Here is a 23,863-nt window from a genome sequence, read left to right on the forward strand (position 1 = left end):
CGTAACCGCAGAAAGTAACCATAAGGTGTATCTTTTTGAACTGTTCCTCATGGGTTGTGTTATTCCTAAACACACGCATTAAGGGATTTCTTAAAGACATACAACCGAAGGATAGACGATGAGCCAGCGCCCGATGCTTTCCCTCCATGTGCTCGCCGGCAAGGGCGTGGCCGCAGGCGTGGTGAAGCTCGCGAGCGCCGCCCTCACCTTCACGGTTTTCGTCGTTGTCGCCGCCACCATGGACGAGCGTCAGTTCGGCCTGTTCAGCACCGCCTATGCCGGCGCAAGCCTCGTCTCCTTTTTCTCGCTCGCCGGCCAGCATGCCGCCGTCCTGCGCTTTTGGCCGCAATATGCCGGAAGCCATGACGACGGCCGCGCCAACACAATGATGGCTCTGTCCATCCGCATCACGGCGGCCGCCGTCGCCGTCGCGGCTCTCGTGGTTCTGGCGGCAAGCGCGCTTCCGCTCTCGCCTGGCCCCGAATGGCCGGCGATCATGGCGGCGACCGCCCTTCTTGCGGCGGCACTCGGCTGGTCGGAATTCAGCGCCTGCGCCATGCGTGCAAAAGGCGCCGTCGTCAGCAGCCTGCTGCCACGGGACGTCGTCTGGCGCGTCCTGAGCATCTTCGTCTTTGTCATCGCCGGGCGCCTCGCGACGGACATGACCGCGGTCACCGCCCTCTGGCTGACCGCCCTGCTGCTCATTGCCAGCGTCCTGCCCCAGACGGTGACATTGCTGCGTGACACGCTGCAGGTGCCGCAAACCCCTCTCAGCGCCGGAGAGGCCGCTGAATTCCGCGCCGTGTCTCTGGGCTTGTGGGGCGTCACCGCCCTGCCGCCGGCCCTTGGGCAGGCAAGCACGCTCGTCGTCGCAGCGCTGCTCGGCCCGGAAACGGCAGGCGCGGTCTTCGTGGCCGATCGCATCACGCGCCTTGCGGCACTTGCGCTGAACGGCATCAACCAGGCGGCCGCACCGCAGATCTCCGCCGCTTTCCATGCCGGCGACCGGGTCCATGTGCAGCGCATAACCGGCCTCGTCGCCATGACCGGCTTTGCCGCCGCACTCGCCGTGCTTGTGGCGCTCGTCGTCGCAGGCAGCCCGATACTGGCGCTCTTCGATCCCGCCTACGCCACCCCGGCCATGCATGGCGTGCTGGTCATTCTCGGGCTCGGCGTGCTCGTCGGCACCGCCTGCGGGCCAACGGAACTCACCATGCAGCTGACGGGCCTGCAACGCGAACTCTTTCGCACGCTCGTCGTCGCGAACGGCATTGGGCTTGCGGCGACCGCCGCGCTTGCCCTCATCCACGGACCGACGGGTGCTGCGATCGGCATGGCCGGCACGACGGCGCTTTGGTGCCTCGCCGGCGCCGCCATCACCCGCCGCAAGATCGGCGTCGATCCCTCCATCCTCGGTTTCCTCTCAGGACGGCGGCACCTCGCCCTCCGCACAACCCAGAAAGGCCGGCCATGAAAATCCTCCAGGTTCAGACGCAGGCGGAAGCCGCCGGCGCGCAACGCATTTCCGATATGGTGGGCGAAGGGCTTCGAGCCCGCGGCCATGACGTCCGCACGGTCTTCCTGTATCGCAAGACCGCCGTCTATGACCGCGATCCCCATGCCGACTTCATCCTCATGCACCCGCCGCGTGGTGTGCTTGAGCAGGTGCTGGCGGTGCTCGGCCTCATCGACCACGTGCGCAAGATCAGGCCCGATGCCGTCGTGTCCTTCCAGCATTACGGCAATATCGCCGGAACGCTTGCCGCTCGGCTCTGCGGTGTAGGGGCCATCGTCGCCAACCAGAGCGGCGCACCCCAGGCCCGCGGTCTGCGTGGCTTGCTCACGCAGGTCGACAAGCTCATGGGCATGGCCGGTATGTATCACGTCAACATCGTGAACTCCGCCTGGACCGAAGCACAGTTCGCCGCCTTTCCCGCTGCCTATCGCAAGCGCCTGAAACGAATCGATCATGGTGTGCCCGCGCCGGCGCGGCTGCCGCCCAGGAAGCGGGCGCGCGCGGCGTTCGGACTGCCAATTGGCGTTCCGCTCGCGATCTCGAGCGGCCGGCTGGCGCCGTCGAAGAACCACACCGCTCTCGTGGGGGCGCTGGCGATGCTTCCGGACGTGCATCTTGCCATCGCCGGCACGGGCCCGGAGAAGGAAATGCTCCTCGCGCTTGCCGCGCGGCTCGATGTGCAAAACCGCCTCCATCTCGTCGGCGAACTCTCCCCTGCTGGCATCCACGACTTTCTCGCGGCGGGCGATGTCTATGCCTTTTCATCGACGACGGAGACGTTTGGCCTTGCGGTCGTGGAAGCTGCCATAGCCGGGCTGCCGATCGTGTCGAGCGACCTGGACGTGCTGCGCGAGGTCCTGACCACAGCCGATGGACGCCCGGCTGCCCTGTTCGTGCCGCCGGATGCCGATGGAATCGCGGCCGGCCTTGCGCAGGTCTTCGCAAATCCCGCACTCGCTGCGACGCTTGCGAGGGCCGGGCGCCAGTTGCGGGAACAATATTCGCCCGCAGCCATGTGCGCAGCCTATGAAGCCTTGTTTTCGAACAACGGCTTTCGAACCGGCACGATCCCGTCGATCACCTCGAGCGGCCCGGAGCGGTTGAGCGTGTGAATGCGTGGATAGGGCCAATCCCCGTCGGCGACGATGGGGCGTGGTGGTGAAAGATGAACGGTATCGCTGTCGAGTAAGAGCAGTTCCGACAATCCCAGCCCCCCGCCATAGCCCAGCGTGCCATCCTGAACCGGCAGGAATATCCGCCCCGCCCGGTCGCGCACGAAAGCGCCGCCCGGCCGCGCCCGCCGGCGATCGATCAGGATCGGGTTCAGCCGGTGCGGCCGCCAGGGGCCGGCAAGCGCCTCGGCCTCGAAAACCACGAGCGTATCGGATGTGCTGCCGAAGCCGTCCCTGTCCGTTGCGAAAAGCCACAGCCGTCCGTCGTGTGCGAGCAGTGTCGCGTCGGATATCTCGCCTTCGGCGAGAACAGCCTCCGCCCGCCAGCGATCCGGGAAGGCCTCGGCGCGGTAAAGGGTGAGCTTCCCGCTGGTGCTCGCCTCCGGCAGCATCCAGATCGCCCCGTCCCGCGTGAACACCTGGGGATAGGACAGGTGGTGCGGTTCTTCCAGAACCACACGGGCCGACTGTGGAATGCCGGCCGCGTTGAACGGCACGACTGAAATCACCGCCTTGCCGGCTGCGTGCAGATAATCCTCGACGAAGAGGAAGGCGCGGTCCTGCCAATGGAAGATGAAGGGATCGGCATAAAAGCGATCTCCGGCATCCGCAAGCAAGGTCCATCCAGTCCCGAGCCTGCCGGTATCGGCCACGCCGGGGCCGTGATGGAAACGATAGCCGACCTGCCAGTGCGCCTGCCGGAAGCGAAGCCGCCGCCAGGCCTCCCGGCCAAGGCGCGGCAGGGCGCTCGTCAGATAAGCAGGCAGAAACCGATGGTCTGCTTGGAGCGGGGCGATGGCTTCGAGCCGGTCGAGCCGGTCTGCTGCAAACGCCTCCACCGCCGACACCAGCGCCGTTATCGCTCGGGCAAGAACATCCTCCACCCCAAGCGACGCGGCTTCGCGCCGGTCGATCATCGGCCAGGCCCTGCCGACGACGTGCGCGCCATCGAGCACCACGTCCAGCACCGGTAGCCGGCCTGCCGCAACCAGCGCCGGGACGGCGCGAGCGTCGTATGTGCCATCAAACCGCAATGCGAGGGTTGGCGCGTCCCGCACCGGTGCATGTCCGGCAAGATCGACGCGCAGGTTCGCCGCGACATGCGGAGCGCCGGACATAGGCGGTTCGATCGGTGATGCCAGCGCCTGCGCGCATCGACGGAAAAGCCGACGTTCGAGTGCAAGCGTACCGTTCGCCCAAGCCGGCCACCCGTCCGCAACGGGATCAAGGGCGACAGCCACCGCATGCCCGGCCGCCGTCAGGCGCGAGATCAGGACTTCATGCCAGTACTGCGCGCCGCGGGCCGGAACAATGACATCGATCGCAAGGCGCCGGCCGCTCATCAGGCGTCGAAGACCGCGAATTCCGTGAAGGCGAGATCGCCCGGCCAGGGTGGGTTGGGCCCTTTCGCATATTTGGGTCCAACACCGGCAAAATAGCGCCCCGTCAGCCCCGGCACGGGTCCGCAGGCATCGACAACGGCGAAGAACAGCCCCTTGCGCGCGAGATGACGCCCGAGCGCATGGGCGCATCGGCTTAGATCCGCATGCGAGCGGCAGTAGATGACCTGGCTGCATGGAATGAGGCCGCGCAACACGCGTCGCGGCTTGAGAACGAAGGGGTAAGCATCGTCTCCGTCCAGACAGACGATCGAATCGCAGCCGAGGGCGGCATGGTCGAGCAGGAGGGTGCGGTCTTCTTCCGGCAGCCTGTCGAGTTCCGCGAGCCCCGGCCGTGCAACGACCGCGCGGATCGCCCCCGTCGCCCGGCTGAGGAGTGGCACAAAGGCCTGCTGCCCCTCAGCAAAACGGCGGAACCGCAATGCCTCTGTCACCTTCAGCGTCACGGGCGCCGGCGTGATCGACAGAAAGGTGACATCCCGGCGGCGCATTGCCGTCATGATGAGCTTTCCCGCATAGGAGCGGAACTGCTCGTCCACCGCCCAGCTCGAGAGGTTGCAGCGAATGGCATCGCCGGGATGGCGAAAGTACAAAGCCAGCAGCACGCCAACGACACGGCCTTCGCAATCCAAGAGATAGCCGTAGCGAGGCAGGTCCTGCACGGCGGCACAGCCTGACATGCGTTCAAGCGCCCCCTCCCAATGGCGCTGCGACCGCTCGGGAAATCCGCGCCGAAGGCAATCGATAACGCCTGGCCAATCCGCCTCTTCGATCGGGCGGCAGGCGAGACCTTCGGGAAGCGGACCCAACACACTCATGCAGCCTCCAAAGATGTGATTCTTTCGGTTGAGGATGATGCGAAAATACAACCAAAAGAAAATTTGCAAGTCAAATACACAACCGGAAGAATGCGCATCAATCTCCACCCACTTGCCATGCCTTTGCCGATCGGGAAGGTTGGCCGCAGTCTAACGCAGCATTCTCAGGAGCCGGCATGGCCGTTACCGACATCGCAACCCGCACCTACGATCATAATTTCCGGCTCGATCCGATCGTGCGCAGCCTGCTGGATACGGATTTCTACAAGCTCCTGATGCTCCAGATGATCCGCCGCCAGTATCCCGAGGTCTACGCCACCTTTTCACTGATCAACCGGACGAAGAGCGTGCGGCTCGCCGACATCATCGACGAAGGCGAGCTTCGTGCGCAGCTCGATCACGCCCGTGAAATCCGCTTTACCAAGAAGGAGTTGATCTGGCTTGCCGGCAACAGCTTCTACGGCAAGGCGCGGATGTTCGGACCTGATTTCATCGCTTGGCTTGCCGATTTCCGCCTGCCGGAATACGACCTGCACAAGGTGGACGGCCAGTACGAGCTGCATTTCGACGGGCCGTGGACGCATACGACCATGTGGGAAATCCCGGCGCTCGCCATCATCAATGAGCTGAAGTCCCGCGCGGCGATGCGCGGGCGCGGCCGCTTCACGCTCGATGTCCTCTATGCCCGCGCCAAGGCGCGGCTGTGGGAAAAGGTTGAGCGGCTGGCAAAGCTGCCGGATCTCGTCATTTCCGACTTCGGCACACGGCGCCGGCACGGCTTTCTCTGGCAACGCTGGTGCGTGGAAGCCCTGAAGGAAGGGCTCGGGGATCGCTTCATCGGCACGTCGAACGTGCTTCTCGCCATGGATGCCGACCTCGAGGCGATCGGCACCAATGCGCATGAATTGCCGATGGTCGCGGCCGCGCTGGCCGATGGCGACGAGGCGCTCGCGCGTGCCCCCTATCAGGTTCTGGAGGACTGGCGGCAGCATTATAACGGCAATCTCCTGATCGCCCTGCCCGACGCCTACGGCACCGCGGCCTTTCTCGCCAACGCGCCCGACTGGGTCGCGGACTGGACCGGTTTTCGCCCCGACAGCGCGCCGCCGATCGAAGGCGGCGAGCAGATCATCGACTGGTGGCGCGCCAGGGGGCGCGATCCGCGCAAGAAGCTGCTGATCTTCTCCGACGGCATGGATGTCGATACGATCGAGGAGACCTACCGGCATTTTCACGGGAAGGTGCGCATGAGCTTCGGCTGGGGCACCAATCTCACCAACGATTTCCGCGGCTGCGATCCGGACGGCGGAACCGGGCTCGACCCGATCTCCCTGGTCTGCAAGGTCACAAGCGCCAACGGCCGTCCCGCCGTGAAGCTTTCCGACAATCCCGCCAAGGCGACCGGCGACCCGGCCGAGATCGACCGCTACCGCCGCGTCTTCGGCATCGACCGCCAGACCGCGCGGCCAGTCGAGGTCTAGCCGACCGCGCCAGAAGCATCACTGCGGCCCGGCACTTATCGCCCTGGAACGCTTGGCGCGTCTACCGGGAATGTCCCGCCATTCGGATTACCCTTCCGTGAAAAAAGTGCCGGCAAGCGGATTTGCCGGTTTACAATAGTAATACAATATGATGTTTTATCGACGCTGCTGAGGAGCAGCTTTGTTTGGGAGGAAATCATGAAGTTCAAATTCGCACTCGCAGGTGCCACGATTCTGGCTGCATCGGTCTTCAGCGCGGCTTCCGCGTCCGCGATGACCGTGGGCTTTTCGCAGATCGGTTCCGAATCGGGCTGGCGCGCCGCAGAAACCACACTGACCAAGCAGCAGGCTGAAAAGCGCGGCATCGACCTCAAGTTCGCCGATGCCCAGCAGAAGCAGGAAAATCAGATCAAGGCCCTGCGCTCGTTCATCGCGCAGGGCGTCGATGCCATCCTGGTCGCGCCTGTCGTCGCCACCGGCTGGGACGAGGTGCTGCAGGAAGCCAAGGACGCAAACATCCCGGTCGTTCTGCTCGACCGCACCATCGACGCGCCGAAGGAACTCTACCTGACCGCCGTCACGTCCGACCTCGTGCATGAAGGCAATGTCGCCGGTAAGTGGCTGGTCGACACGGTTGCCGGCAAGCCGTGCAACGTCGTCGAACTCCAGGGCACGACCGGCTCCTCGCCGGCCATCGACCGCAAGAAGGGCTTCGAAGAAGCGCTTGCCGGCAAGGACAACCTGAAGATCGTTCGCAGCCAGACCGGTGACTTCACCCGCACCAAGGGCAAGGAAGTCATGGAAAGCTTCCTGAAGGCCGAAGACGGCGGCAAGAACATCTGTGCAGTCTACGCGCACAATGACGACATGGCCGTCGGCGCCATCCAGGCGATCAAGGAAGCCGGCCTGAAGCCGGGCACCGATATTCTCGTCGTGTCGATCGACGCGGTTCCGGATATCTTCCAGGCCATGGCCGCCGGCGAGGCGAACGCCACCGTCGAACTGACGCCGAACATGGCCGGCCCGGCCTTTGACGCGCTCGATGCCTTCATCAAGGACGGCAAGGAGCCGCCGAAGTGGATCCAGACGGAATCGAAGCTCTACACCCAGGCTGATGATCCGATGAAGGTCTACGAAGAAAAGAAGGGCCTCGGCTACTAATCCCTATCGGTCCTGCGCCCGGCCTCGAACGGCCGGGCGCACACCACCGCTTTGCCTGCCGACGCGCGTCTTGTTACGCTGCGGCCGGTTTCTGTCATACGGGTCGGGATCATGCAGTCGGTCAGTTCCTATGTTCTATCGGCGACGGGGATCGACAAGATCTTCCCGGGTGCCAGGGCGCTCAACGGCGTCGATTTCTCGCTCGCGCGCGGTGAGGTCCACGCCCTTCTGGGTGAAAACGGCGCCGGAAAATCCACGCTCATCAAGTGCCTGACAGGCGCCTACCGGCGCGATGGCGGTCGTATCCTGCTCGATGGCGTCGAGGTCGATCCGCACAACACGCTGGAAGCGCAGAAGCTCGGCATCGGCACGGTCTACCAGGAAGTGAACCTGCTGGCGAACCTCACGGTTGCCGAAAACCTGTTCCTCGGACGCCAGCCGCGCCGCTTCGGGCTCGTCGACGCGCGCGCGATGAACAAGCAGGCCCGCGCCCTGCTTTCCGAATACGACCTCGACATCGATGTGACGGCGGAGCTTTCAGCCTTCTCCGTCGCCGTCCAGCAGGTCATTGCGATCGCCCGCGCCGTCGATCTTTCGGGCAAGGTGCTCATCCTCGACGAACCGACGGCCAGCCTCGACACGCACGAAGTCGCGATGCTGTTTCGCATCGTGCGCCGCCTCAAGGAGCGCGGCCTCGGCATCATCTTCATCACGCACTTCCTCGAACAGGTCTACGAGATCTCGGACCGCATCACCGTTCTGCGCAACGGCCAGTTGGTCGGCACACGCGAGACCGCGGCGCTGCCGCGCCGCGAACTCATCGCCATGATGCTCGGCCGCGAACTCGTGCAGGAAGTCGGCGAAGCGAAGCACAGCGAGACGAAGGCGCCCGGCGAAGCGCGCTTCCGCTTCCGCAGCTTCGGCCGGAAGGGACATATCCAGCCGTTCGACCTGGACGTCGCATCCGGTGAGGTCGTCGGCATTGCCGGCCTGCTCGGCTCCGGCCGCACGGAGACGGCGGAAATCCTGTTCGGCGCCGAACGTGCCGACAGCGGTACGGCGCAGGCCGACGGCCGCACGCTCGATCTTTCCTCACCGCGCGCGGCGATCCGCGAGAAGTTCGGCTTCTGCCCCGAGGACCGCAAGGTCGATGGCATCGTCGGCGACCTCTCGGTGCGCGAGAACATCGTGCTGGCGCTGCAGGCGCGGCGCGGCTGGGCACGGCCGATCAGCCGAAGCGAGCAGGACAGGCTGGCCGACCACTACATCAAGGCACTCGACATCCGCACGAGCGACCGTGAGAAGCCGATCCGGCTTCTGTCCGGCGGAAACCAGCAGAAGGCCATCCTGGCCCGCTGGCTGGCGACCAATCCGGAATTCCTGATCCTGGACGAGCCGACGCGCGGCATTGATGTCGGCGCCCACGCGGAAATCATCCGCCTTATCGAGACCCTCTGCGAGAATGGCATGTCGCTGATCGTCATATCCTCCGAACTGGAAGAGCTGGTCGCCTATTCGAGCCGCGTCCTCGTGCTGCGAGACCGGGCACATGTGGCCGAGCTGGCGGGTGACGAGGTCACCACGAACGCCATCATCGAGGCGATCGCCTCCGCGCATGAAGGGAGGCCGGCATGACGGGCACGCTCAAGGCCTATGCCGTCAGGCTGTTTCCGCAGGTCGCGGCGCTCGCCATCATCCTGTTCATGGTGTCGCTCGCCTTCCCGGGCTTCTTCAAGCTGTCGTTCCAGAACGACCGTCTCTACGGCAGCCTCATCGATATCCTGAACCGCGGCGCACCGGTCGCGCTACTGGCCATCGGCATGACGGTGGTGATCGCGACAAAGGGCATCGACCTTTCCGTGGGTGCGGTCATGGCGATCTGCGGCGCGGTCGCGGCCGCCTCCATCACCGCTGGCCATTCGCTCGCCTTCACGCTCGTCGTGACGATCTCGACAGGCGTCCTGTGCGGCCTGTGGAACGGGGTGCTCGTCGCCGTGCTCGATATCCAGCCGATCATCGCGACGCTGGTGCTCATGGTGGCGGGACGCGGCATCGCGCAGCTCATCACCGAAGGCGCGATCCTCACCTTCAATCATCCGGGCCTGATCTTCATCGGCAGCGGCTCGCTGTTGGGCCTGCCGATGCCTGTTGTCATCTGGCTGGGCTTCGGGCTGATCGTCGCGCTGCTCGTCCGGCGAACGGCGCTCGGCATGCTGATCGAGGCCGTTGGTGTCAACCGCCGCGCCTCGCGCCTTTCCGGTGTCTCCACCGGTGTCCTGCTCATCGCCGCCTACATGCTCTCCGGCCTCTGCGCCGCCCTGGCCGGGATCATCGCCGCCGCGGATATCCGCGGCGCGGACGCCAACAATGCAGGCCTGTGGCTCGAGCTCGACGCCATCCTCGCGGTGGTCGTCGGCGGCACATCCCTGCTCGGGGGGCGTTTCAGCATCGCCGCCTCGCTGCTCGGCGCGATGATCATCCAGTCGATCAATACCGGCATCCTGCTCTCGGGCTTCCCGCCGGAATTCAACCTCATCATCAAGGCGGCGATCATCGTGCTGATCCTGGTCATCCAGTCCCCGCGCGCGCAATCGGCCTTCATCTGGCTGTCGCGCGCCCGCGCCACCGAGCCCACGAAGGGGCAGGAGGCGAAATGAACCCGCGTTACCTTCCGCTCACCGCGACCGTCGCGATCTTCCTCATCGCCTATGCCGTCTGCATCGCACAGTACCCCAACATGCTGTCGACCCGGGTGATCGGCAATCTGCTGACGGACAACGCCTTCCTCGGCATTGCAGCCGTCGGAATGACCTTCGTCATCCTCTCCGGCGGCATCGACCTGTCGATCGGCGCGGTGATCGCGTTCACCGGCGTCTTCCTCGCCGTGCTGCTGCAATCGACCGCGATCCACCCGCTCGTCGCCTTCGCCCTGGCGCTGATCATCACCACCGCCTTCGGCGCGATCATGGGCGCGATCATCCATCATCTGGAAATGCCGCCATTCATCGTCACGCTGGCGGGCATGTTTCTCGCCCGCGGCATGGCCTTCGTGCTTTCCATCGATTCGATCCCGATCAAGCACCCGTTCTATACGACACTGAAGAGCTTCTATTATGTGCTTCCCGGTGGCGGGCGCCTGACACTGATCGGCGGGCTGATGCTCGTTGTTTTCCTTGTCGGCATTCTGATCGCCCACCGCACCCGCTTCGGCGCCGACGTCTATGCGCTCGGCGGCGGCACCGCCACGGCGCGGCTCATGGGCGTGCCGATCGGCCGCACGACCATCCTGATCTACGCTCTGTCGGGGTTTCTCGCCGGCCTGTCGGGCATCGTCTTCTCGCTCTACACGTCGGCCGGCTATTCGCTGGCGACCGTCGGCGTGGAGCTTGACGCCATTGCGGCCGTGGTTATCGGCGGCACGCTGCTGACGGGCGGCTCGGGCTTCGTCGCGGGCACGCTGATCGGCATCCTCATACAGGGGCTGATCCAGACCTACATCACGTTCGACGGCTCGCTTTCGAGCTGGTGGACCAAGATCCTCATCGGCCTGCTACTCTTCGCATTCATCCTGCTGCAGAAGGCCCTGATCCTCCTGTCCGATCGAAAGAGACGCCATGCCTGACGTCAAACAAAAGGCGGCGGCTATTGCGCAGGGCGACCCCGAAAGAAGGGGATAGCACATGGTCCGCCGCAAGGGAGTGCTGGATACGGTCATCACGGGCGCGGGTGTGCGCACAAGCCATTGGCAGGTGGTGAACGCCCTCGGCAAGGCGATCATCGCCGGGGAGTTCCCCGTCGGCGCCACCCTTCCCGGCGACGCCGAACTGGAGGCGCGCTTCGAGGTTTCCAGAACCGTGCTGCGCGAGGCCATGAAGACGCTGGCTGCCAAAGGCCTCGTCGTGCCCCGCGCCCGCATCGGCACACGCGTGACGCCGAAGAGCCAGTGGAACCTCTTTGACGGCGATATCCTCACCTGGCATTTCGCCGTCGGCGTCGACGAGAATTTTCTCCTGCACCTGAGCGAGATCAGGCTCGGCTTCGAGCCGCATGCGGCTGCCCTCGCCGCACGCCATGCCTCCGAGGCCGATATCATCCAGATGATGCATCTGGCCGTCGCCATGGGCGATCCCAGCCACACCCCCGAGACGATGGCGATCGCCGACCTGCGCTTTCATCTGAGCGTCATGGAGGCCTCGCGCAACCCCTTCATGCGTACGGTGGGAAGCCTGATCGAGGCGGCTCTTGCCGGCGTCTTCGAACTGAGCTCGCCAGCAACCGCCGATATCCGCATCACCGACGTGTCATCGAGCCATATCCGCATCGTGGAGGAAATTCGGCGGCGGGACGAGGACGGTGCACGCCGGGCCATGGAAAACGTCATCCTCGTTGGCCGCAACCGCATACTCGGCGCAATGCACGCAGCGCCGAGGGAGGAGAATCGCGAAAACGATGCTTCCGCATTGAGTTCTGACTGACGCTGCGCGGGGGACCACTCTTCCCTTCAGACTGTGCTGGCAACCCGCCTGAGGATGTCCAGATAGCCTTCGACAGTCCAGGCCGAGCGTCCGATGAACAGTCCGTCGATATGGGCCTGCGACACGAGTTCCGCGCAGTTGGCCGGATTGACGCTGCCACCATATAGCAGCGGCAGACGACGGCCCATGGTCTCTTCGACGACCGCGCTGATCCTCTCGTGACGGGCATTGGCATAGTCCATCGTCGCAGGGATGCCGTTCACTCCGATCGCCCATACCGGTTCATAGGCGATAAGGATTCGCACCTGCTTTTCCGCCGGAGTGAGCAAAGCTAGAGCCGCCGTTACCTGACGTGCCAGCACTTCGTCCGCCTGCCCAGCCTCTCGTTCGGCAAGCGTCTCGCCAACGCACACGAGCGGGATCAGGCCGTGGCGCACCGCTGCCGCAGTTTTGCGGCCAACCGCCTCATCTGTCTCGTTGAAGAACTCACGACGCTCGCTGTGCCCGATCTCGACAAGGTCTGCATTGCAGTCCTTCAGCATGACCGGCGAGATCTCGCCGGTCCAAGCCCCACCGTCATCCCAGTGCATATTCTGCGCACCGACCTTCACGCTGGTCTGCGCAAGGCGGCTCTTTACCTCCCTGATGGCAGTGAATGCGGGCAGGATGAAGCGTTGAACATGCCGCGCGCGTTCACCATCCGCCGCCTTGAGGCCGTCTGCGAAAGCCAACGCCTCCGCAAGCGTCTTGTTCATTTTCCAGCTTGTGCCGACCCAGAGCGATTTTGTCATGTGTTCTTCCTTCCTCAGCCGCGAAAACCGTTCATGCCGGTGTCGATATGCGGTTCCCAATAGGCGACCGATTCCCGGATCATCTCGACGACACGGCCATCCGTCGGTTCGCGTTCGCGAAACGACAGCTCCATGCAGATCTCGTTGTCCGTGCCGCCGGCCTCCTTGACGGTACGGATCAGTTTCTCCGGCTGGATGCGGCCGTCCTTGTTGTGTTCGGCGGTGAAGGGCCAGTGCCCGCCCTTGTTCATGGAGGACTGCTTGACATGGATGATCGGTGATTCCTGCGGGAACGCCGCCGCCCAGGCATAGGGGTCGATATCATCCGGATTCGAGGAGGTCACGTCGCCGTGGTCGATGTCCACGATCATGCGGAACGGTATGGCGAAACCCGCGCTAGCGAGCCGCCGGTCGAGCGTGCGGCAGGCGGCAATCGTCTGGCCAAACTCACGGCCAACCGACATCGGCTCCCAGAAGACGTATTTGAGCCCAGCCGCCTTGCCCTGTTCCGCCACGGCCTTCCAGCAATCGAGGACGGTTTCGATCAGTTCCTGCCGTCGCGCCTGGTCGTTGTAATCCTTCTGCGTGAAGACCGCGAACTGTGAGCCCATGCCGTCCGCACCCAGTTCTCCGGCAATGTCTGCCAATGTGCGGAACCATTCGAGATAATAGGCGCGCACATCGGGGTCGGGATGGCCGAAATGGTTTAGGCGGCCGTAGGTGCTCGTCATGACGGATGTGACCCGCACGCCGGTGCGGTCCAGTGCGCGGCGGAAGGCACGAACACGACGCGTGATGACGGAGGCCGGCCAGGATGGATTGATGAACTCCGGGGTCAGCTGGATGTGGCCGATGCGGATTCGCTCTGCGATCGTCTCGATGAGATCGTCAACGTCGGCGAACCGGTTGACCAGCGGATTGGTGTTGAGCGACAGCCTCAGCGGCATTTTCTTCTCCCCAAGAGTTGTGCGGTGCCGGCTCCGGCCGGCATCAGGATGTCAGGTTGCCGCCGCTTGCTCCGCCTGAAGCGAGGCGATGGCATCGGGCAGTTCGGCGAAGGTATCGATGAGCCGGTCGGCGCCGAGATCGTCCAGCGGCGTTTTCGTGTAGCCGTAGGTCAGCGCGATCACCGGCACGCCGGCCGCCTTGCCGGTTGCTATGTCGACCTCTGAATCGCCGACGAACAGGACGGGATGCCCGCCACCGGCCGCCGCCGCGGTTTCCGTCAGATGGCGGGGGTCCGGCTTGCCGACGCCGAAAGTATCCGGCCCTGCCACCACCGCGAAGTGGCGCGAGAGGCCGAGATGATCGACGATCTGCCGGGCGAAGCGCTCCATCTTGTTGGTGCAGACCGCCATCCGCCAGCCCTCACCCGCAAGCTGCTCCAGCACGGTCTCGACATCGGCATAGGGCCGCGTCTCCTGCGCGACGCGTGCGCCGTAGATCTCCGTGAAGCGCTTGACGGCGGCAGCGCCGGTGTCGTCCTGCCACTCGACGCCGCGTTCGGCCAAAGCCCGGCGCACCAGGTTCGGAATACCGTGGCCGATCAGCCGGCGCGCGGTTTCGACACCGATCGGCGCCAGCCCCCTTTCTTCCATCAGCGTGTCGAGAGAACCTGCCAGGTCTGGTACGCTGTCTACCAGCGTGCCATCGAGATCGAAAACAATCGTGCCTTTGCTCATGTCCATCCTCTATGCGTGAATCGCGCGTGAATCGGAGGCCAGCGTAGCCTCATGCAGCGCTTCCGACAGCGTGGGATGGGGAAATATCGTGTGGAGAAGATGCTCGCGCGTCGCGCCCATGGTCAGCGCGAGAGAAAAGACCGGCACGAGTTCGCTGACCGAAGGACCGATCATGTGCGCGCCGACGAGTCGACCGCTCACCTTGTCGAACAGGACTTTGACGAAACCGTCTGTTTCGCCAATGGTCACCGCCTTGCCGTTTCCGCGAAAAGCGAAGCGTCCGATATCGACGACCAGCCCTTTTTGGAGAGCGGCCTCTTCCGTCAGGCCAATAGAGGCGACCTGTGGCGCGGCGAAAATGCAGGACGGGACCGGCCCCATGCCAGCGTGCAATCCACGGCCCGCGATCGCCTCGACACAGCGCACACCCTCATGCTCGGCCTTGTGTGCCAGCATGGGCGGGCCCGCGACGTCGCCGATGGCGTAAAGCCCGGCAATGTTGGTCCGGCCTGCCGCATCGGCGGCGATCGTGCCGTTGCGCAGGGTGACACCGAGTTCTTCCAGGCCGAGCCCCTCGACATTGGCTACGACGCCAGCGGCGGAAAGAAGTTTCTCGGCGGTGATTTCGCGAGGCCCGGTCGGATCGTTGAAGCGTAAGGTCATACCGGTGACATCGGACGACACCTGCGAAATTTCAACGCCGGTCAAAACCTCGATGCCCCGCTTGCGAAGGGATTTGCTCATCTGCTCGGCCACCTCGGCGTCTTCCTGCGGCAGGATACGAGCCAGACGCTCGATCAGCGTCACTTTCGCGCCGAGCGAATTGTAGAGGCTGGCAAACTCCACGCCGATGGCGCCGCCACCCACAATTGCTATGGAAGCCGGCAGCACCGCAGGCGTCATCGCATGATGATAGGACCAGATGCGTTCGCCGTCGGGAACGATGCCCGGGAGGCGGCGTTCGGAGGCGCCAGTGGCGATGACGATATGTGCCGCATTGTAATCGCCGGGTGCAAGCGTGCCCTTCGGCGCTTCGCCCTCACCGGCCGTGACGCGCACCATGCCGGGCGCCAGGATTTCGGCGGCACCCCAGATCACGTCGACCTTGTTCTTGCGCAGCAGGAACTGCACACCGGTATTTAGCTGGCCCGCGACCGTGCGCGAGCGCGCGACAACAGTGGGAAGATCGACGGAGGGCGTTTCGCTTCGAATGCCGAAGGATGCCGCATGACGAGCCTCATCCAGAAGGGCTGCAGAATGGAGCAGCGACTTCGTGGGAATGCAGCCCCAGTTCAGGCAGATGCCACCGAGATGCCGGCGCTCGACAACCGCCGTCCTCAGACCCAGCTGCGCCGCACGAATGGCCGCGACATAGCCGCCCGGCCCCGCGCCGATCACAATGACATCATAGGCCGGCATGCGGCATTCCTTTCGAGGGATATTGGCTCGACGCGGCCACGCACCAGGGAGAGGTGCGTGGCACGGCCGGGAGGCGAAGCGCTCAGCTAGCGCTTCGAATGGTCTGCGACACGAGCCGGCCGACGAGCGGGGCGGCCTCGAGCTGCGGCAGGTGGCCGACCTGTGGAAGGCGGTGCAACCCCACATGCGCGGGCAATGCATTGCTGTGTTCTGCCGGAATGACCCGGTCCTGCTCTCCAACGATAACGCGGGCCGGGCCGCCGAAACGGTTGAGTGCATCACGCACGGAGAAGAGCTGTGTGCTTCCCGCAAAGACACCGGCGGCAAGCCGTGTCTGGTTCGCCACCATACCCGTTCCTTCGCGGCCGGAGAGCGTCGCGCGGACCAGGACGCCCGGCAGGCTCGCCGGTTCATGAACCAGAAGGCCAAGCCAGGCCTGAAGCGCCGCCTCGCTATTGGCGGATAGGAACCCGCTCACATAGTCGCCGTTGATCTTGGGTCCGAGGCCGGCCGGCGCAATCAGCGTCAGCGACCGCACGTCGAAGTCACCACCACCGGCGATTGTCGTGGCGACTGCCGCGCCGAGCGAATGGCCGACCAGATGCAGCCGCTCGATCTTCTCGGCAGCTAGCGTGGCGCGCACGACGGCCACAAGATCGTCGAAGCTGTCGGCCGATGCATTCGCCGCGCCACCGTGACCGGGAAGGTCGATCGCGAGGATCGGATTGGCCACGCTGATATGGCCGATGAACGACCGCCAGGCGGAAAGCTCGGCTCCGAAGCCGTGAACGAACAGCACCGGATCTCCCACACCGGCTTGCAGCGTCTTGAGGACGCTGCGGCCGCTTGAAGCCGTCGAAGCGGCGCCGCCGAAGTTGACGAGCGTGCCCGAGCCGGAGGAGCGCTTGAATGCCTCCACATCGCGCTTCACCACAGCACCGCGCGGGCCGGAGCCGGACACCCGGGCGATATCGATGCCGGCGGAAGCGGCAATCCGTCGGGCAAGCGGCGAGGAACCGCCGGTTCCCGATTTCAGGAAGGCCGTCTCGTTTTCACGGACGGACTCCCGCGGGAAGACCGCGATGTTCTCCTTGGCCGTCTCGACGATGGACTGGGCGTCTTCGCCGGAGAAAGCTGAGACAGGAGTGGTGGCGGCTTCGAGCTTCTCGCCCTCGTCGCCGACCATCATGAGAGGTTCAAGAACAACACCCATGTCGCCGACATTGTAGCGTATTTCGAGGATCGTACCGGTTTCGAAGGCCTCCACCTCGAAGACCGCCTTTTCGGATTCGACCTCGGCGACGATGTCGCCCTTTTTGACCTTGTCGCCGACCTTCACGAGGATCGCCGTGATCTTGCCTTCGGTCAGGTCCTGACCGACCTGTGGCATCAGAATGGGACGTGCCATGACGGTTCTCCTCTCAGGCCACGCGACGGTGGAGCGTTTCGACCGACTGCGCGACGAAATCCACGGTCTTGCGGGTGGCGGCTGCGAATTCAGCAGCCGTTGCGGCGAAGGCGCCAAAGCGTGAGAACTCCTCCGGCTTCATGCCGTCGAATTCATAGGCCTGGCGGAAATAGGGAATGCGCAGCAGTTTCTCGATGAGCTCCGGCGACGCGTCCGTATCGATTGCGGTGGGATCGAAATCCGGTAGCCGGTCTTCGGCCCTCATGAGTTGCGTAATGTAGCCCGGCGGGCAGGTATAGACGAAGTCGCCGCCGGCGATCAGCGCGATATGGCCGCTCGATGCCTTGCCGCCCTCGCCTTCGTCCTGCACGCGCATGGAGCATTGCAGCATCTTGCTGGGATGGTTGCGCTCCTTGCCGTAGCGATAGGCTCGCTTCAGCACCGCCATTTCGCCAAGCAGAATTTCCTCCGGCGAAAGCGAAATACCGCGCGCATCGGCCTGGGCCTTGAGGTCGCCCACATTCCCGAGACGGGACGACATATGGGTGATCACCGAGCGCCATTTCGACAGATCGACACCCGCTGCCCTTGCCCGCTCAAGACCGCGTGAGACGGCGTCCATGCAGGCGATATATTGCGGAACGGTGAAGGACGTCGTGTTGTTGGTGGAGATGCCGTGGGCCGTCAGTTCCTCGATGACCTCGTAGCCTTCCTTCGAACCGGGGATCTTCACCATGACGTTCGGCGCAATCTCTGCAAGCTGGAGCCCCTGCTCCAGCATGCGCGTCTTGTCCGTGACGAAGCGTGGATCCACCTGGCCGGAGACATAGCCGTACTTGCCGCCCGATGTATCGAAGACCCTGCGGATCATCGCCGCGCCGCGGCGCACGACATCGAGATAGACCGCCCAGTAGATATCCTCGACATCATCGGCATTGCGTGTCGATCCGATCCTGCGGATCTCGTCCGCCCAGAAGGCCGGATCGGCCTGGATCGCCTGGAGCGAAAGCGGCGGATTGGTCGTGACGCCACGAAAGCCCATCGTTCCGTCACGTGCAGCGGTTTCCGCATCGAAGAGACGCGTCAGCTGCTCCTCCCATTCTGCCCGCTTTCCAGCAGGCGCATCCTTCAGGACGGCGGCTTTCCAACCCTCGTAGATCAGGGGTGAGGAATCCCACCAGATTTCACAGTCCGGATTTGTGGCCGCAAGCTTTTCCAGCACATGCAAGGACATGGTCGTCTCCCGATCTCTCTTCTCACTCAGCGGCCTGCGCCAGCGGCTTCGAATGAAGCGTGCGGCGCACGGCAAGCACGATGTCGTCCACCTGTGGAACGCTTGCCTTTTCAAGCTCAAGGTTGAACGGGATCGGTATGTTGAGACCGGCGACGATCTCGATTGGCGCGTCCAGCTGGTAGAACGCCTCCTCCTGAATGATGGACGCGATATCAGAAGCGACGCCGCCGCGACGCACGGCCTCTTGAACGATGACGGCACGGTTGGTCTTGGCGACCGAGCCAAGGATCATATCCTTGTCGAGCGGCACGAGCGTGCGCGGATCGATCACCTCTGCATCGATGCCCTCGGCCGCTAGTCTCTCGGCTGCTTCCAGCGTCCGCGGGATCATGTTTGACCAGGCGATCAGCGTCACGTCCTTGCCCGGGCGCTTGATATCGCCCTTGCCGAACTCGATGACGTGCTCGCCATCGGGAACGAGGCCCTTCGTCATGTACAGATGCTTGTGCTCCAGGAACATCACCGGATCGGGCTGCCGCAGCGCATATTTCAAAAGACCCTTCGCATCCGCCGGCGTCGACGGCATGACGACCTTCAGACCGGGAATATGATAGAACAGCGCCTCGAGGCTCTGCGAATGCTGTGCCGCTACGCCGCCGCCCGTCCCGCCCTGCGTGCGCATGACGAAGGGAACCCGACCGTCGCCGCCGGTCATCAGACGGAACTTGGCGGCCTGGTTGACGATCATGTCCATGCCGAGCATGGCGAAGTCGATATAGAGAATTTCCACGATCGGCCGGGCACCGGCGATGGCCGCGCCCACGCCGACGCCGATCATGCCGGCTTCGGCAATCGGCGTGTCACGCACGCGCTTGGGACCGTATTTCGACAGCAAGCCTTCCGTGACCTTGTAGGAGCCACCGCGTTCGGCAATACCTTCGCCGATGATGAAGACGGTGCTGTCGCGTTCCATTTCCTCGTCGATCGCCTCGCGCAGCGCATCGCGGTACATGATTTCTCTGGCCATGGTATGATCCTCCCCGTCTGCTCAGTATGCTTCGACGAATTCGTTGAACTCGGCGAGCGTGATCTCACGGCTCGCCTTGGAGAATTCGACGGCATCCTCGAATTCCTGCTTGATCTCGTTTTCGATCGCTTCGATTTCGGCCTGGTCGAGACCGACGATCTCGACGAGAGCATTGCGCGCGCGATCGACCGGGTCGCGCTCCTTGTAATAGGCCAGCGTGTCGGCCGGCATATACTTGCCGGGATCGTTCACATGGTGGCCCATGTGGCGGTAGGTCTTCGCCTCGATGAGGATCGGGCCTTCTCCACGGCGGCACTTTTCAACCGCATCCTGCATAAGGTGATAGACGGCGAGTGAGTCATTGCCGTCGACCTGATGGCTTTCGACGCCGATGGCGAGGCCGCGCTTGTAGAGATCGACGTCGCGCGTCGATTCCTCGATGCGGGTGGAGACCGCATACTGGTTGTTCTCGACGACGAGCACGTAGGACAGGTTCCAGATCGCCGCCAGATTGAGCGATTCCAGGAACGTGCCGTTGTTGGAGGCGCCGTCCGTCGAGAAGGTCACCGTGACGGCGTCGTTACCCTTGATCTGGTTGGCGAGCGCCGCACCGACGCCGAGCGGCGTACCGGCGCCCACGATGCCGTTTGCCCCGAGATTGCCGGCCCTGATGTCGGCGATGTGCATGGAGCCGCCGTAGCCGCGGCAGTAACCGGTCTCCTTCTGCAGGAGTTCGGCCACCATGCGCTTCACATCGGCGCCCCACGCGATGCAGTGGCCGTGCCCGCGGTGGGTCGAGGCGATGAAGTCGCCTTCCTGCAAGGCGGCGCAAACGCCTGTCGCGATACCCTCCTGCCCGAGATAGGGATGGAAGTATCCACGGATCAGCCCCTGACGATAGAGCTTGATGCCTTCGGACTCGAAGACACGGATTTTGTAGGCCGTCCTGAAAAGTTTTTCCAGAAGCTCCCGCGAGGGTGCATTCGCCTTCTGAGCCTGCGCTGCCATGGATTTCTCTCTCCCCGATATGAAGATCGCCTGTCGATGAATGGCGTTCTAACATCCGAAAAACACGTTGTCGAGAAAATTTTCTTCATAAATGAAAGCGCTGAATTCAGCAGGGAAATCTCTCGTCAGCAGATGACGAACAACCAAAATCGTTGTTTTTTAATGGCTTTTTATGTCATGCGGAATCGCAGACAAAAAATAGAGTAAAACTTCCGCCTTGCGCCGCCTGCGAAACCAGCAGAGAAATCCAGTAAAAAGTAAAATTCTTTCCACAATCTGACGGGCGTGTTTATGGCGCAGCAAAACGAGCGATCACGCGGTGAGCTTTTCGCTGCACGTACCGGCTTGAAAAAGCAGAGAGTAAACTTTTCTTCCCCAGTCGATAGTGCTACCAATGTTCAGCAGACCTATCGGCCGCGGCCGGCACCCTGGATTGAAGTCATGACTGATGCTCGACCTTTGAGCGACCTTAAGCAGAGCGACCTTCTGGAACGGATTCAGGAACGCTATGGCACGCTCAGGAAATCGGAGCGCATCGTCGCGGACTTCCTGCGGGAAAATGCCGGACGGCGTCTCGATTCATCCATTACGGAACTCGGCCGCACGCTTGGCGTCTCGGAAGCCACGATCAGCCGTGTAAGCCGGGCGCTTGGCTATGACGGCTATTCGGACATGAAGCTGTCGCTTGCCGAGGGCGCACGCGCACGCGCGAGCTTCGTCAACCTGCCGCTCGAGATCGAAGATACGGACTCCCTGATCAGCACATCGAGCAAGCTCGCCAATCTTCTGATTGCCGGCGTAGACGGCACGCAGCGCATGCTGGACGCCCACAGGCTCGAGCAGGCCGTGGAAGCGTTGCGCAATGCGCGCAAGATCGTCTTCGTCGGCGTGGGTGGTGCGGCGGCGATCTGCGACGAGGCCGCCCATATGTTTATGAAGGCGGGCTTCGAGGCCACCAGTCTCCGCGACGGCTATACCCAGACGATCGTCGCCGCGACGATGACCGAGAAGGACGTGATGGTCGGCATCTCGCATACCGGCACCACCGAGACGGTAACGGACGCGTTGCATCTGGCACGTGAGAGAAAGGCAACGACGATTGCCATCACGAGCAATGTCGGATCGGATGTCGGGCGCGCCGCCGATGTCGCGCTGACTACCTGGAGTGCGGGGCAGCAGCTCGTGCCGCTACACGGCGACTTTCTGGAAGGACGACTCAGTCAGCTGTTTTTGATCGACTTGCTTTATGTCGGCACGATCTTCCGTGCGGGCGAAGAACCGGCCAAGGCGTTGAAGGTCACAGGCGAGGCTCTCGAAAAGCGCTATCGGCATAAAAGCGGAAAAGCCGGCTGAACGAATCCGCCGGCTTGAACCACAGATCGGAATGCCAATTTTCAGGCGTCGATGAGTGCGCGGCAGAACGAGATATCGACGTTTCCTGCATCCAGATCATCCACGACCCGGTCAGCGAGCGAAAAATCCTCCTCGCCGGTATAGGACGAGATCGTTACGACGCAGTGCATGCCGGCCGCCTTGGCCGCGCGCAGCCCGTTGTTGCTGTCCTCGATTACCACACAATTGCTCGGATCGAGCCCGAGCGTCCGCGCGGCGAGATTGTAGATATCCGGCGCCGGCTTCTTGGCGGCGACCATGTCGCCCGCGAAAACTGTAATCTTCCTGGACCGTTCAGGTCCGAGCATCACATCGACCACCGCCTGGACGGCCTTCTCGTTCGATGTCGAGCAAACCGCGAGCGTGATACCGCTTGCAATGGCCTCGTCAACGATGCGCGCGATGCCGGGCCGAAGCGGCAGGCCGCCCTCCTCGATCAGTCGCATGAAGATCGCGGTCTTGCGCTTGTGGATCGTCGAAATCAACGCGTCCCGGTCCTCGGTGCCGGCGGGCCAACCCGTCTCATCGAAATGCCGCCGCATGCGTTCCTTGCCGCCAGCGGTCAGAAGCAGTTCGCCATAGCGCTCGACCGACCAGACGCAGTCTATGCCGAGTTCGGCAAAGGCCTCGTTGAAGGAAACACGATGCCCGTCGCGCTCGGTGTCTACGAGAACGCCGTCGCAATCGAAAATAAGAGCCTGCATCGGTTCACGCCCCCGCCGCATGCGCGGCCTTGCCGGCCGATCCAAAGATGCGGATCATGTCAACGACGTCCTTCTTCATGGCGTTATATTGCCCGACGATGAAAGGGAGCGGCTCTTCCAGCTTGGGCTTTTCCGCACGCACGCCGATAAAGCCTTCGATGAAGCGATGTTTGTGCATGGTCGAGATGTTGACCTTCGCGCAGCCGCCGGCGATGCAGCGGTCGAACTGTTCCTGGCTGAGCCCCGTCCCGCCATGCAGCGCAATCGGCACGGAAATCGATTGCGTGATGCGCTCGAGAAGATCATAGGCGATCTTCGGCTGCCCTTTGTAGAAACCATGTGCCGTTCCGATGGCGGGCGCGAAGACTGCGAGGTTCGGCATGTCCTTCACGAAGGCGAGGCATTCGTCGTAGTTGGCGAGGATCGCGGCATCCTCCGCCACGAACTTGTCGTCCTCGACGCCACCGATCGCGCCGATCTCCGCCTCCAGCCCGACGCCGGCCTGTTCGGTCATGCGGTAGATTTCCTCCGAGCGCGCCTTGTTTTCGGCAAACGGTAGCGAGGAACCGTCGAACATGACCGACGACCAGCCGGCATCGATGCAGCGACCGATCACGTCCGCATCACTGCAATGGTCTAGATGAAGCGCCACCGGCACATCGACATCATCCGCCAGCATGCGCACCCAGGTGGCGATCGGCTTGTAGCCCCAGTGCTTGATCGTCTTCACCGAGACCTGCACGATAATCGGCGCATCCAGCTCCGCCGCGCCCTCGATGATCGAGCGCACGCTGTTGTAGTCGATCATGTTGAAGGCGGCGATGCCGTAGCGGGCCGCCTGCGCGCGCTTCAGCATCGGACCCATTGTGACGAATGCCATGACTTTCACTCCACCTGCCGGTTTTCGCCGCCTACGCCACGCGACGAAGCGGCACTATCGCTACACCCTCCCTAGCAAGAAGATGTATTCATGTAAATTATTTTCTTGGATGGCATTGCGAAAAATCATTTGCTTCGCGCAGTTTAGCGCATCACTCAAAGAAGCCGAGACGCGATGCGCTCTCAACAGCCCGATCAATCTTCAAAATCATGAAATATTTTTTACTTCACCGCCACGACATGCAAACGGCCGGTGCGTGCCCGGCCGTCGCATGGTCTCAAAGGAAGAAAACCTC

22 protein-coding genes are annotated in these 23,863 nt (G+C 63.2%); 10 read left to right on the forward strand and 12 right to left on the reverse strand.

Annotated elements, in window-relative coordinates:
* The first annotated feature begins 118 nt into the window (after nucleotides 1-118).
* Together GR158_RS24025 and GR158_RS24030 are read left to right on the forward strand one after the other, a co-directional pair.
* Nucleotides 119-1,474: a lipopolysaccharide biosynthesis protein gene (locus tag GR158_RS24025; RefSeq protein ID WP_160872908.1), complete on the forward strand. Its 1,356-nt coding sequence runs from the start codon at nucleotides 119-121 to the stop codon at nucleotides 1,472-1,474.
* Complete coding sequence (locus GR158_RS24030) at nucleotides 1,471-2,628, forward strand: glycosyltransferase family 4 protein (RefSeq protein ID WP_160872909.1); 1,158 nt, start codon at nucleotides 1,471-1,473, stop codon at nucleotides 2,626-2,628. Before GR158_RS24025 ends, GR158_RS24030 begins: the two co-directional genes overlap by 4 nt.
* Here the strand turns inward: GR158_RS24030 and GR158_RS24035 are convergent.
* A complete protein-coding gene (locus GR158_RS24035; RefSeq protein ID WP_160872910.1) occupies nucleotides 2,541-4,031 on the reverse strand; it encodes a hypothetical protein in 1,491 nt (496 codons plus the stop codon). The genes GR158_RS24030 and GR158_RS24035 overlap by 88 nt on opposite strands.
* Entirely contained in the window at nucleotides 4,031-4,906 is an 876-nt protein-coding gene (locus GR158_RS24040; RefSeq protein WP_202402431.1) for a hypothetical protein, read from the reverse strand. Before GR158_RS24040 ends, GR158_RS24035 begins: the two co-directional genes overlap by 1 nt.
* A gap of 176 nt (nucleotides 4,907-5,082) precedes the next feature.
* Here GR158_RS24040 and pncB point away from each other — a divergent pair, with 176 nt between their 5' ends.
* The 6 genes from pncB to GR158_RS24070 all read left to right on the forward strand — a co-directional run bounded on the left by pncB (nucleotide 5,083) and on the right by GR158_RS24070 (nucleotide 12,023).
* Nucleotides 5,083-6,387, forward strand: coding sequence for a nicotinate phosphoribosyltransferase (pncB, locus tag GR158_RS24045; RefSeq protein WP_160872911.1), 1,305 nt, complete (start codon nucleotides 5,083-5,085; stop codon nucleotides 6,385-6,387).
* Between the two features lie 198 nt (nucleotides 6,388-6,585).
* Entirely contained in the window at nucleotides 6,586-7,548 is a 963-nt protein-coding gene (gene ytfQ / locus GR158_RS24050; RefSeq protein WP_134651309.1) for a galactofuranose ABC transporter, galactofuranose-binding protein YtfQ, read from the forward strand.
* Between the two features lie 111 nt (nucleotides 7,549-7,659).
* A complete protein-coding gene (gene ytfR / locus GR158_RS24055) occupies nucleotides 7,660-9,183 on the forward strand; it encodes a galactofuranose ABC transporter, ATP-binding protein YtfR (RefSeq protein ID WP_160872912.1) in 1,524 nt (507 codons plus the stop codon).
* Nucleotides 9,180-10,205, forward strand: coding sequence for an ABC transporter permease (locus GR158_RS24060; RefSeq protein WP_160872913.1), 1,026 nt, complete (start codon nucleotides 9,180-9,182; stop codon nucleotides 10,203-10,205). The genes ytfR and GR158_RS24060 overlap by 4 nt, the downstream gene beginning before the upstream one ends.
* A complete protein-coding gene (gene yjfF / locus GR158_RS24065) occupies nucleotides 10,202-11,170 on the forward strand; it encodes a galactofuranose ABC transporter, permease protein YjfF (protein ID WP_134651315.1) in 969 nt (322 codons plus the stop codon). Before GR158_RS24060 ends, yjfF begins: the two co-directional genes overlap by 4 nt.
* 58 nt (nucleotides 11,171-11,228) lie before the next feature.
* Nucleotides 11,229-12,023 (forward strand): FadR/GntR family transcriptional regulator, encoded by a 795-nt coding sequence (locus tag GR158_RS24070; protein WP_160872914.1) that lies wholly within the window; start codon nucleotides 11,229-11,231, stop codon nucleotides 12,021-12,023.
* A gap of 26 nt (nucleotides 12,024-12,049) precedes the next feature.
* Here GR158_RS24070 and GR158_RS24075 read toward each other — a convergent pair whose 3' ends face one another.
* The 8 genes from GR158_RS24075 to GR158_RS25230 all read right to left on the reverse strand — a co-directional run bounded on the left by GR158_RS24075 (nucleotide 12,050) and on the right by GR158_RS25230 (nucleotide 20,592).
* Nucleotides 12,050-12,814 (reverse strand): triose-phosphate isomerase, encoded by a 765-nt coding sequence (locus tag GR158_RS24075; protein WP_160872915.1) that lies wholly within the window; start codon nucleotides 12,812-12,814, stop codon nucleotides 12,050-12,052.
* A 14-nt stretch (nucleotides 12,815-12,828) separates the two neighbouring features.
* Complete coding sequence (locus GR158_RS24080) at nucleotides 12,829-13,761, reverse strand: sugar phosphate isomerase/epimerase (RefSeq protein ID WP_160872916.1); 933 nt, start codon at nucleotides 13,759-13,761, stop codon at nucleotides 12,829-12,831.
* Nucleotides 13,762-13,812: 51 nt separating this feature from the next.
* Nucleotides 13,813-14,496, reverse strand: a complete 684-nt coding sequence (gph, locus tag GR158_RS24085) for a phosphoglycolate phosphatase (RefSeq protein WP_160872917.1) — start codon at nucleotides 14,494-14,496, stop codon at nucleotides 13,813-13,815.
* Between the two features lie 9 nt (nucleotides 14,497-14,505).
* Nucleotides 14,506-15,915: a dihydrolipoyl dehydrogenase gene (gene lpdA / locus GR158_RS24090; RefSeq protein WP_160872918.1), complete on the reverse strand. Its 1,410-nt coding sequence runs from the start codon at nucleotides 15,913-15,915 to the stop codon at nucleotides 14,506-14,508.
* An 82-nt stretch (nucleotides 15,916-15,997) separates the two neighbouring features.
* Nucleotides 15,998-17,323: an acetoin dehydrogenase dihydrolipoyllysine-residue acetyltransferase subunit gene (locus GR158_RS24095; RefSeq protein ID WP_160872919.1), complete on the reverse strand. Its 1,326-nt coding sequence runs from the start codon at nucleotides 17,321-17,323 to the stop codon at nucleotides 15,998-16,000.
* A gap of 13 nt (nucleotides 17,324-17,336) precedes the next feature.
* The gene (locus GR158_RS24100) at nucleotides 17,337-18,557 is read right to left on the reverse strand and encodes a transaldolase family protein (protein ID WP_160872920.1); all 1,221 of its coding nucleotides are present in this window, start codon (nucleotides 18,555-18,557) and stop codon (nucleotides 17,337-17,339) included.
* A 22-nt stretch (nucleotides 18,558-18,579) separates the two neighbouring features.
* Nucleotides 18,580-19,584 (reverse strand): alpha-ketoacid dehydrogenase subunit beta, encoded by a 1,005-nt coding sequence (locus GR158_RS25225; RefSeq protein WP_202402432.1) that lies wholly within the window; start codon nucleotides 19,582-19,584, stop codon nucleotides 18,580-18,582.
* A 21-nt stretch (nucleotides 19,585-19,605) separates the two neighbouring features.
* Nucleotides 19,606-20,592 carry a thiamine pyrophosphate-dependent dehydrogenase E1 component subunit alpha gene (locus GR158_RS25230; RefSeq protein ID WP_202402433.1) on the reverse strand — a complete coding sequence of 329 codons (987 nt, stop codon included), beginning with the start codon at nucleotides 20,590-20,592 and terminating at the stop codon, nucleotides 19,606-19,608.
* A 291-nt stretch (nucleotides 20,593-20,883) separates the two neighbouring features.
* Here GR158_RS25230 and GR158_RS24110 point away from each other — a divergent pair, with 291 nt between their 5' ends.
* Nucleotides 20,884-21,945, forward strand: coding sequence for a MurR/RpiR family transcriptional regulator (locus tag GR158_RS24110; protein WP_160872921.1), 1,062 nt, complete (start codon nucleotides 20,884-20,886; stop codon nucleotides 21,943-21,945).
* Nucleotides 21,946-21,986: 41 nt separating this feature from the next.
* On the opposite strand, the gene GR158_RS24115 is transcribed toward GR158_RS24110, so the two are convergent.
* Nucleotides 21,987-22,688 (reverse strand): HAD family hydrolase, encoded by a 702-nt coding sequence (locus GR158_RS24115; protein ID WP_160872922.1) that lies wholly within the window; start codon nucleotides 22,686-22,688, stop codon nucleotides 21,987-21,989.
* A 4-nt stretch (nucleotides 22,689-22,692) separates the two neighbouring features.
* Nucleotides 22,693-23,568 (reverse strand): class II fructose-bisphosphate aldolase, encoded by an 876-nt coding sequence (locus GR158_RS24120; RefSeq protein WP_160872923.1) that lies wholly within the window; start codon nucleotides 23,566-23,568, stop codon nucleotides 22,693-22,695.
* Between GR158_RS24120 and GR158_RS25265 the strand changes: the two genes are divergently transcribed.
* Nucleotides 23,567-23,863: hypothetical protein (locus GR158_RS25265; protein ID WP_210253304.1), on the forward strand; the 297-nt coding region annotated here is incomplete at its 3' end. The two genes, GR158_RS24120 and GR158_RS25265, sit on opposite strands and share 2 nt — an antisense overlap.

The sequence above is a fragment of the Shinella sp. AETb1-6 genome, from assembly GCF_009826875.1.
In the GTDB taxonomy this organism is placed as follows: Bacteria; Pseudomonadota; Alphaproteobacteria; order Rhizobiales; family Rhizobiaceae; genus Shinella; species Shinella sumterensis.

Bases quoted from the DNA above. Each gene is read 5' to 3' on its own strand.
- GR158_RS24025 (WP_160872908.1), top strand. From the start codon at position 119: ATGAGCCAGCGCCCGATGCTTTCCCTCCATGTGCTCGCCGGCAAGGGC.
- GR158_RS24030 (WP_160872909.1), top strand. From the start codon at position 1,471: ATGAAAATCCTCCAGGTTCAGACGCAGGCGGAAGCCGCCGGCGCGCAA.
- GR158_RS24035 (WP_160872910.1), bottom strand. From the start codon at position 4,031: ATGAGCGGCCGGCGCCTTGCGATCGATGTCATTGTTCCGGCCCGCGGC.
- GR158_RS24040 (WP_202402431.1), bottom strand. From the start codon at position 4,906: ATGAGTGTGTTGGGTCCGCTTCCCGAAGGTCTCGCCTGCCGCCCGATC.
- pncB (WP_160872911.1), top strand. From the start codon at position 5,083: ATGGCCGTTACCGACATCGCAACCCGCACCTACGATCATAATTTCCGG.
- ytfQ (WP_134651309.1), top strand. From the start codon at position 6,586: ATGAAGTTCAAATTCGCACTCGCAGGTGCCACGATTCTGGCTGCATCG.
- ytfR (WP_160872912.1), top strand. From the start codon at position 7,660: ATGCAGTCGGTCAGTTCCTATGTTCTATCGGCGACGGGGATCGACAAG.
- GR158_RS24060 (WP_160872913.1), top strand. From the start codon at position 9,180: ATGACGGGCACGCTCAAGGCCTATGCCGTCAGGCTGTTTCCGCAGGTC.
- yjfF (WP_134651315.1), top strand. From the start codon at position 10,202: ATGAACCCGCGTTACCTTCCGCTCACCGCGACCGTCGCGATCTTCCTC.
- GR158_RS24070 (WP_160872914.1), top strand. From the start codon at position 11,229: ATGGTCCGCCGCAAGGGAGTGCTGGATACGGTCATCACGGGCGCGGGT.
- GR158_RS24075 (WP_160872915.1), bottom strand. From the start codon at position 12,814: ATGACAAAATCGCTCTGGGTCGGCACAAGCTGGAAAATGAACAAGACG.
- GR158_RS24080 (WP_160872916.1), bottom strand. From the start codon at position 13,761: ATGCCGCTGAGGCTGTCGCTCAACACCAATCCGCTGGTCAACCGGTTC.
- gph (WP_160872917.1), bottom strand. From the start codon at position 14,496: ATGAGCAAAGGCACGATTGTTTTCGATCTCGATGGCACGCTGGTAGAC.
- lpdA (WP_160872918.1), bottom strand. From the start codon at position 15,915: ATGCCGGCCTATGATGTCATTGTGATCGGCGCGGGGCCGGGCGGCTAT.
- GR158_RS24095 (WP_160872919.1), bottom strand. From the start codon at position 17,323: ATGGCACGTCCCATTCTGATGCCACAGGTCGGTCAGGACCTGACCGAA.
- GR158_RS24100 (WP_160872920.1), bottom strand. From the start codon at position 18,557: ATGTCCTTGCATGTGCTGGAAAAGCTTGCGGCCACAAATCCGGACTGT.
- GR158_RS25225 (WP_202402432.1), bottom strand. From the start codon at position 19,584: ATGGCCAGAGAAATCATGTACCGCGATGCGCTGCGCGAGGCGATCGAC.
- GR158_RS25230 (WP_202402433.1), bottom strand. From the start codon at position 20,592: ATGGCAGCGCAGGCTCAGAAGGCGAATGCACCCTCGCGGGAGCTTCTG.
- GR158_RS24110 (WP_160872921.1), top strand. From the start codon at position 20,884: ATGGCGCAGCAAAACGAGCGATCACGCGGTGAGCTTTTCGCTGCACGT.
- GR158_RS24115 (WP_160872922.1), bottom strand. From the start codon at position 22,688: ATGCAGGCTCTTATTTTCGATTGCGACGGCGTTCTCGTAGACACCGAG.
- GR158_RS24120 (WP_160872923.1), bottom strand. From the start codon at position 23,568: ATGGCATTCGTCACAATGGGTCCGATGCTGAAGCGCGCGCAGGCGGCC.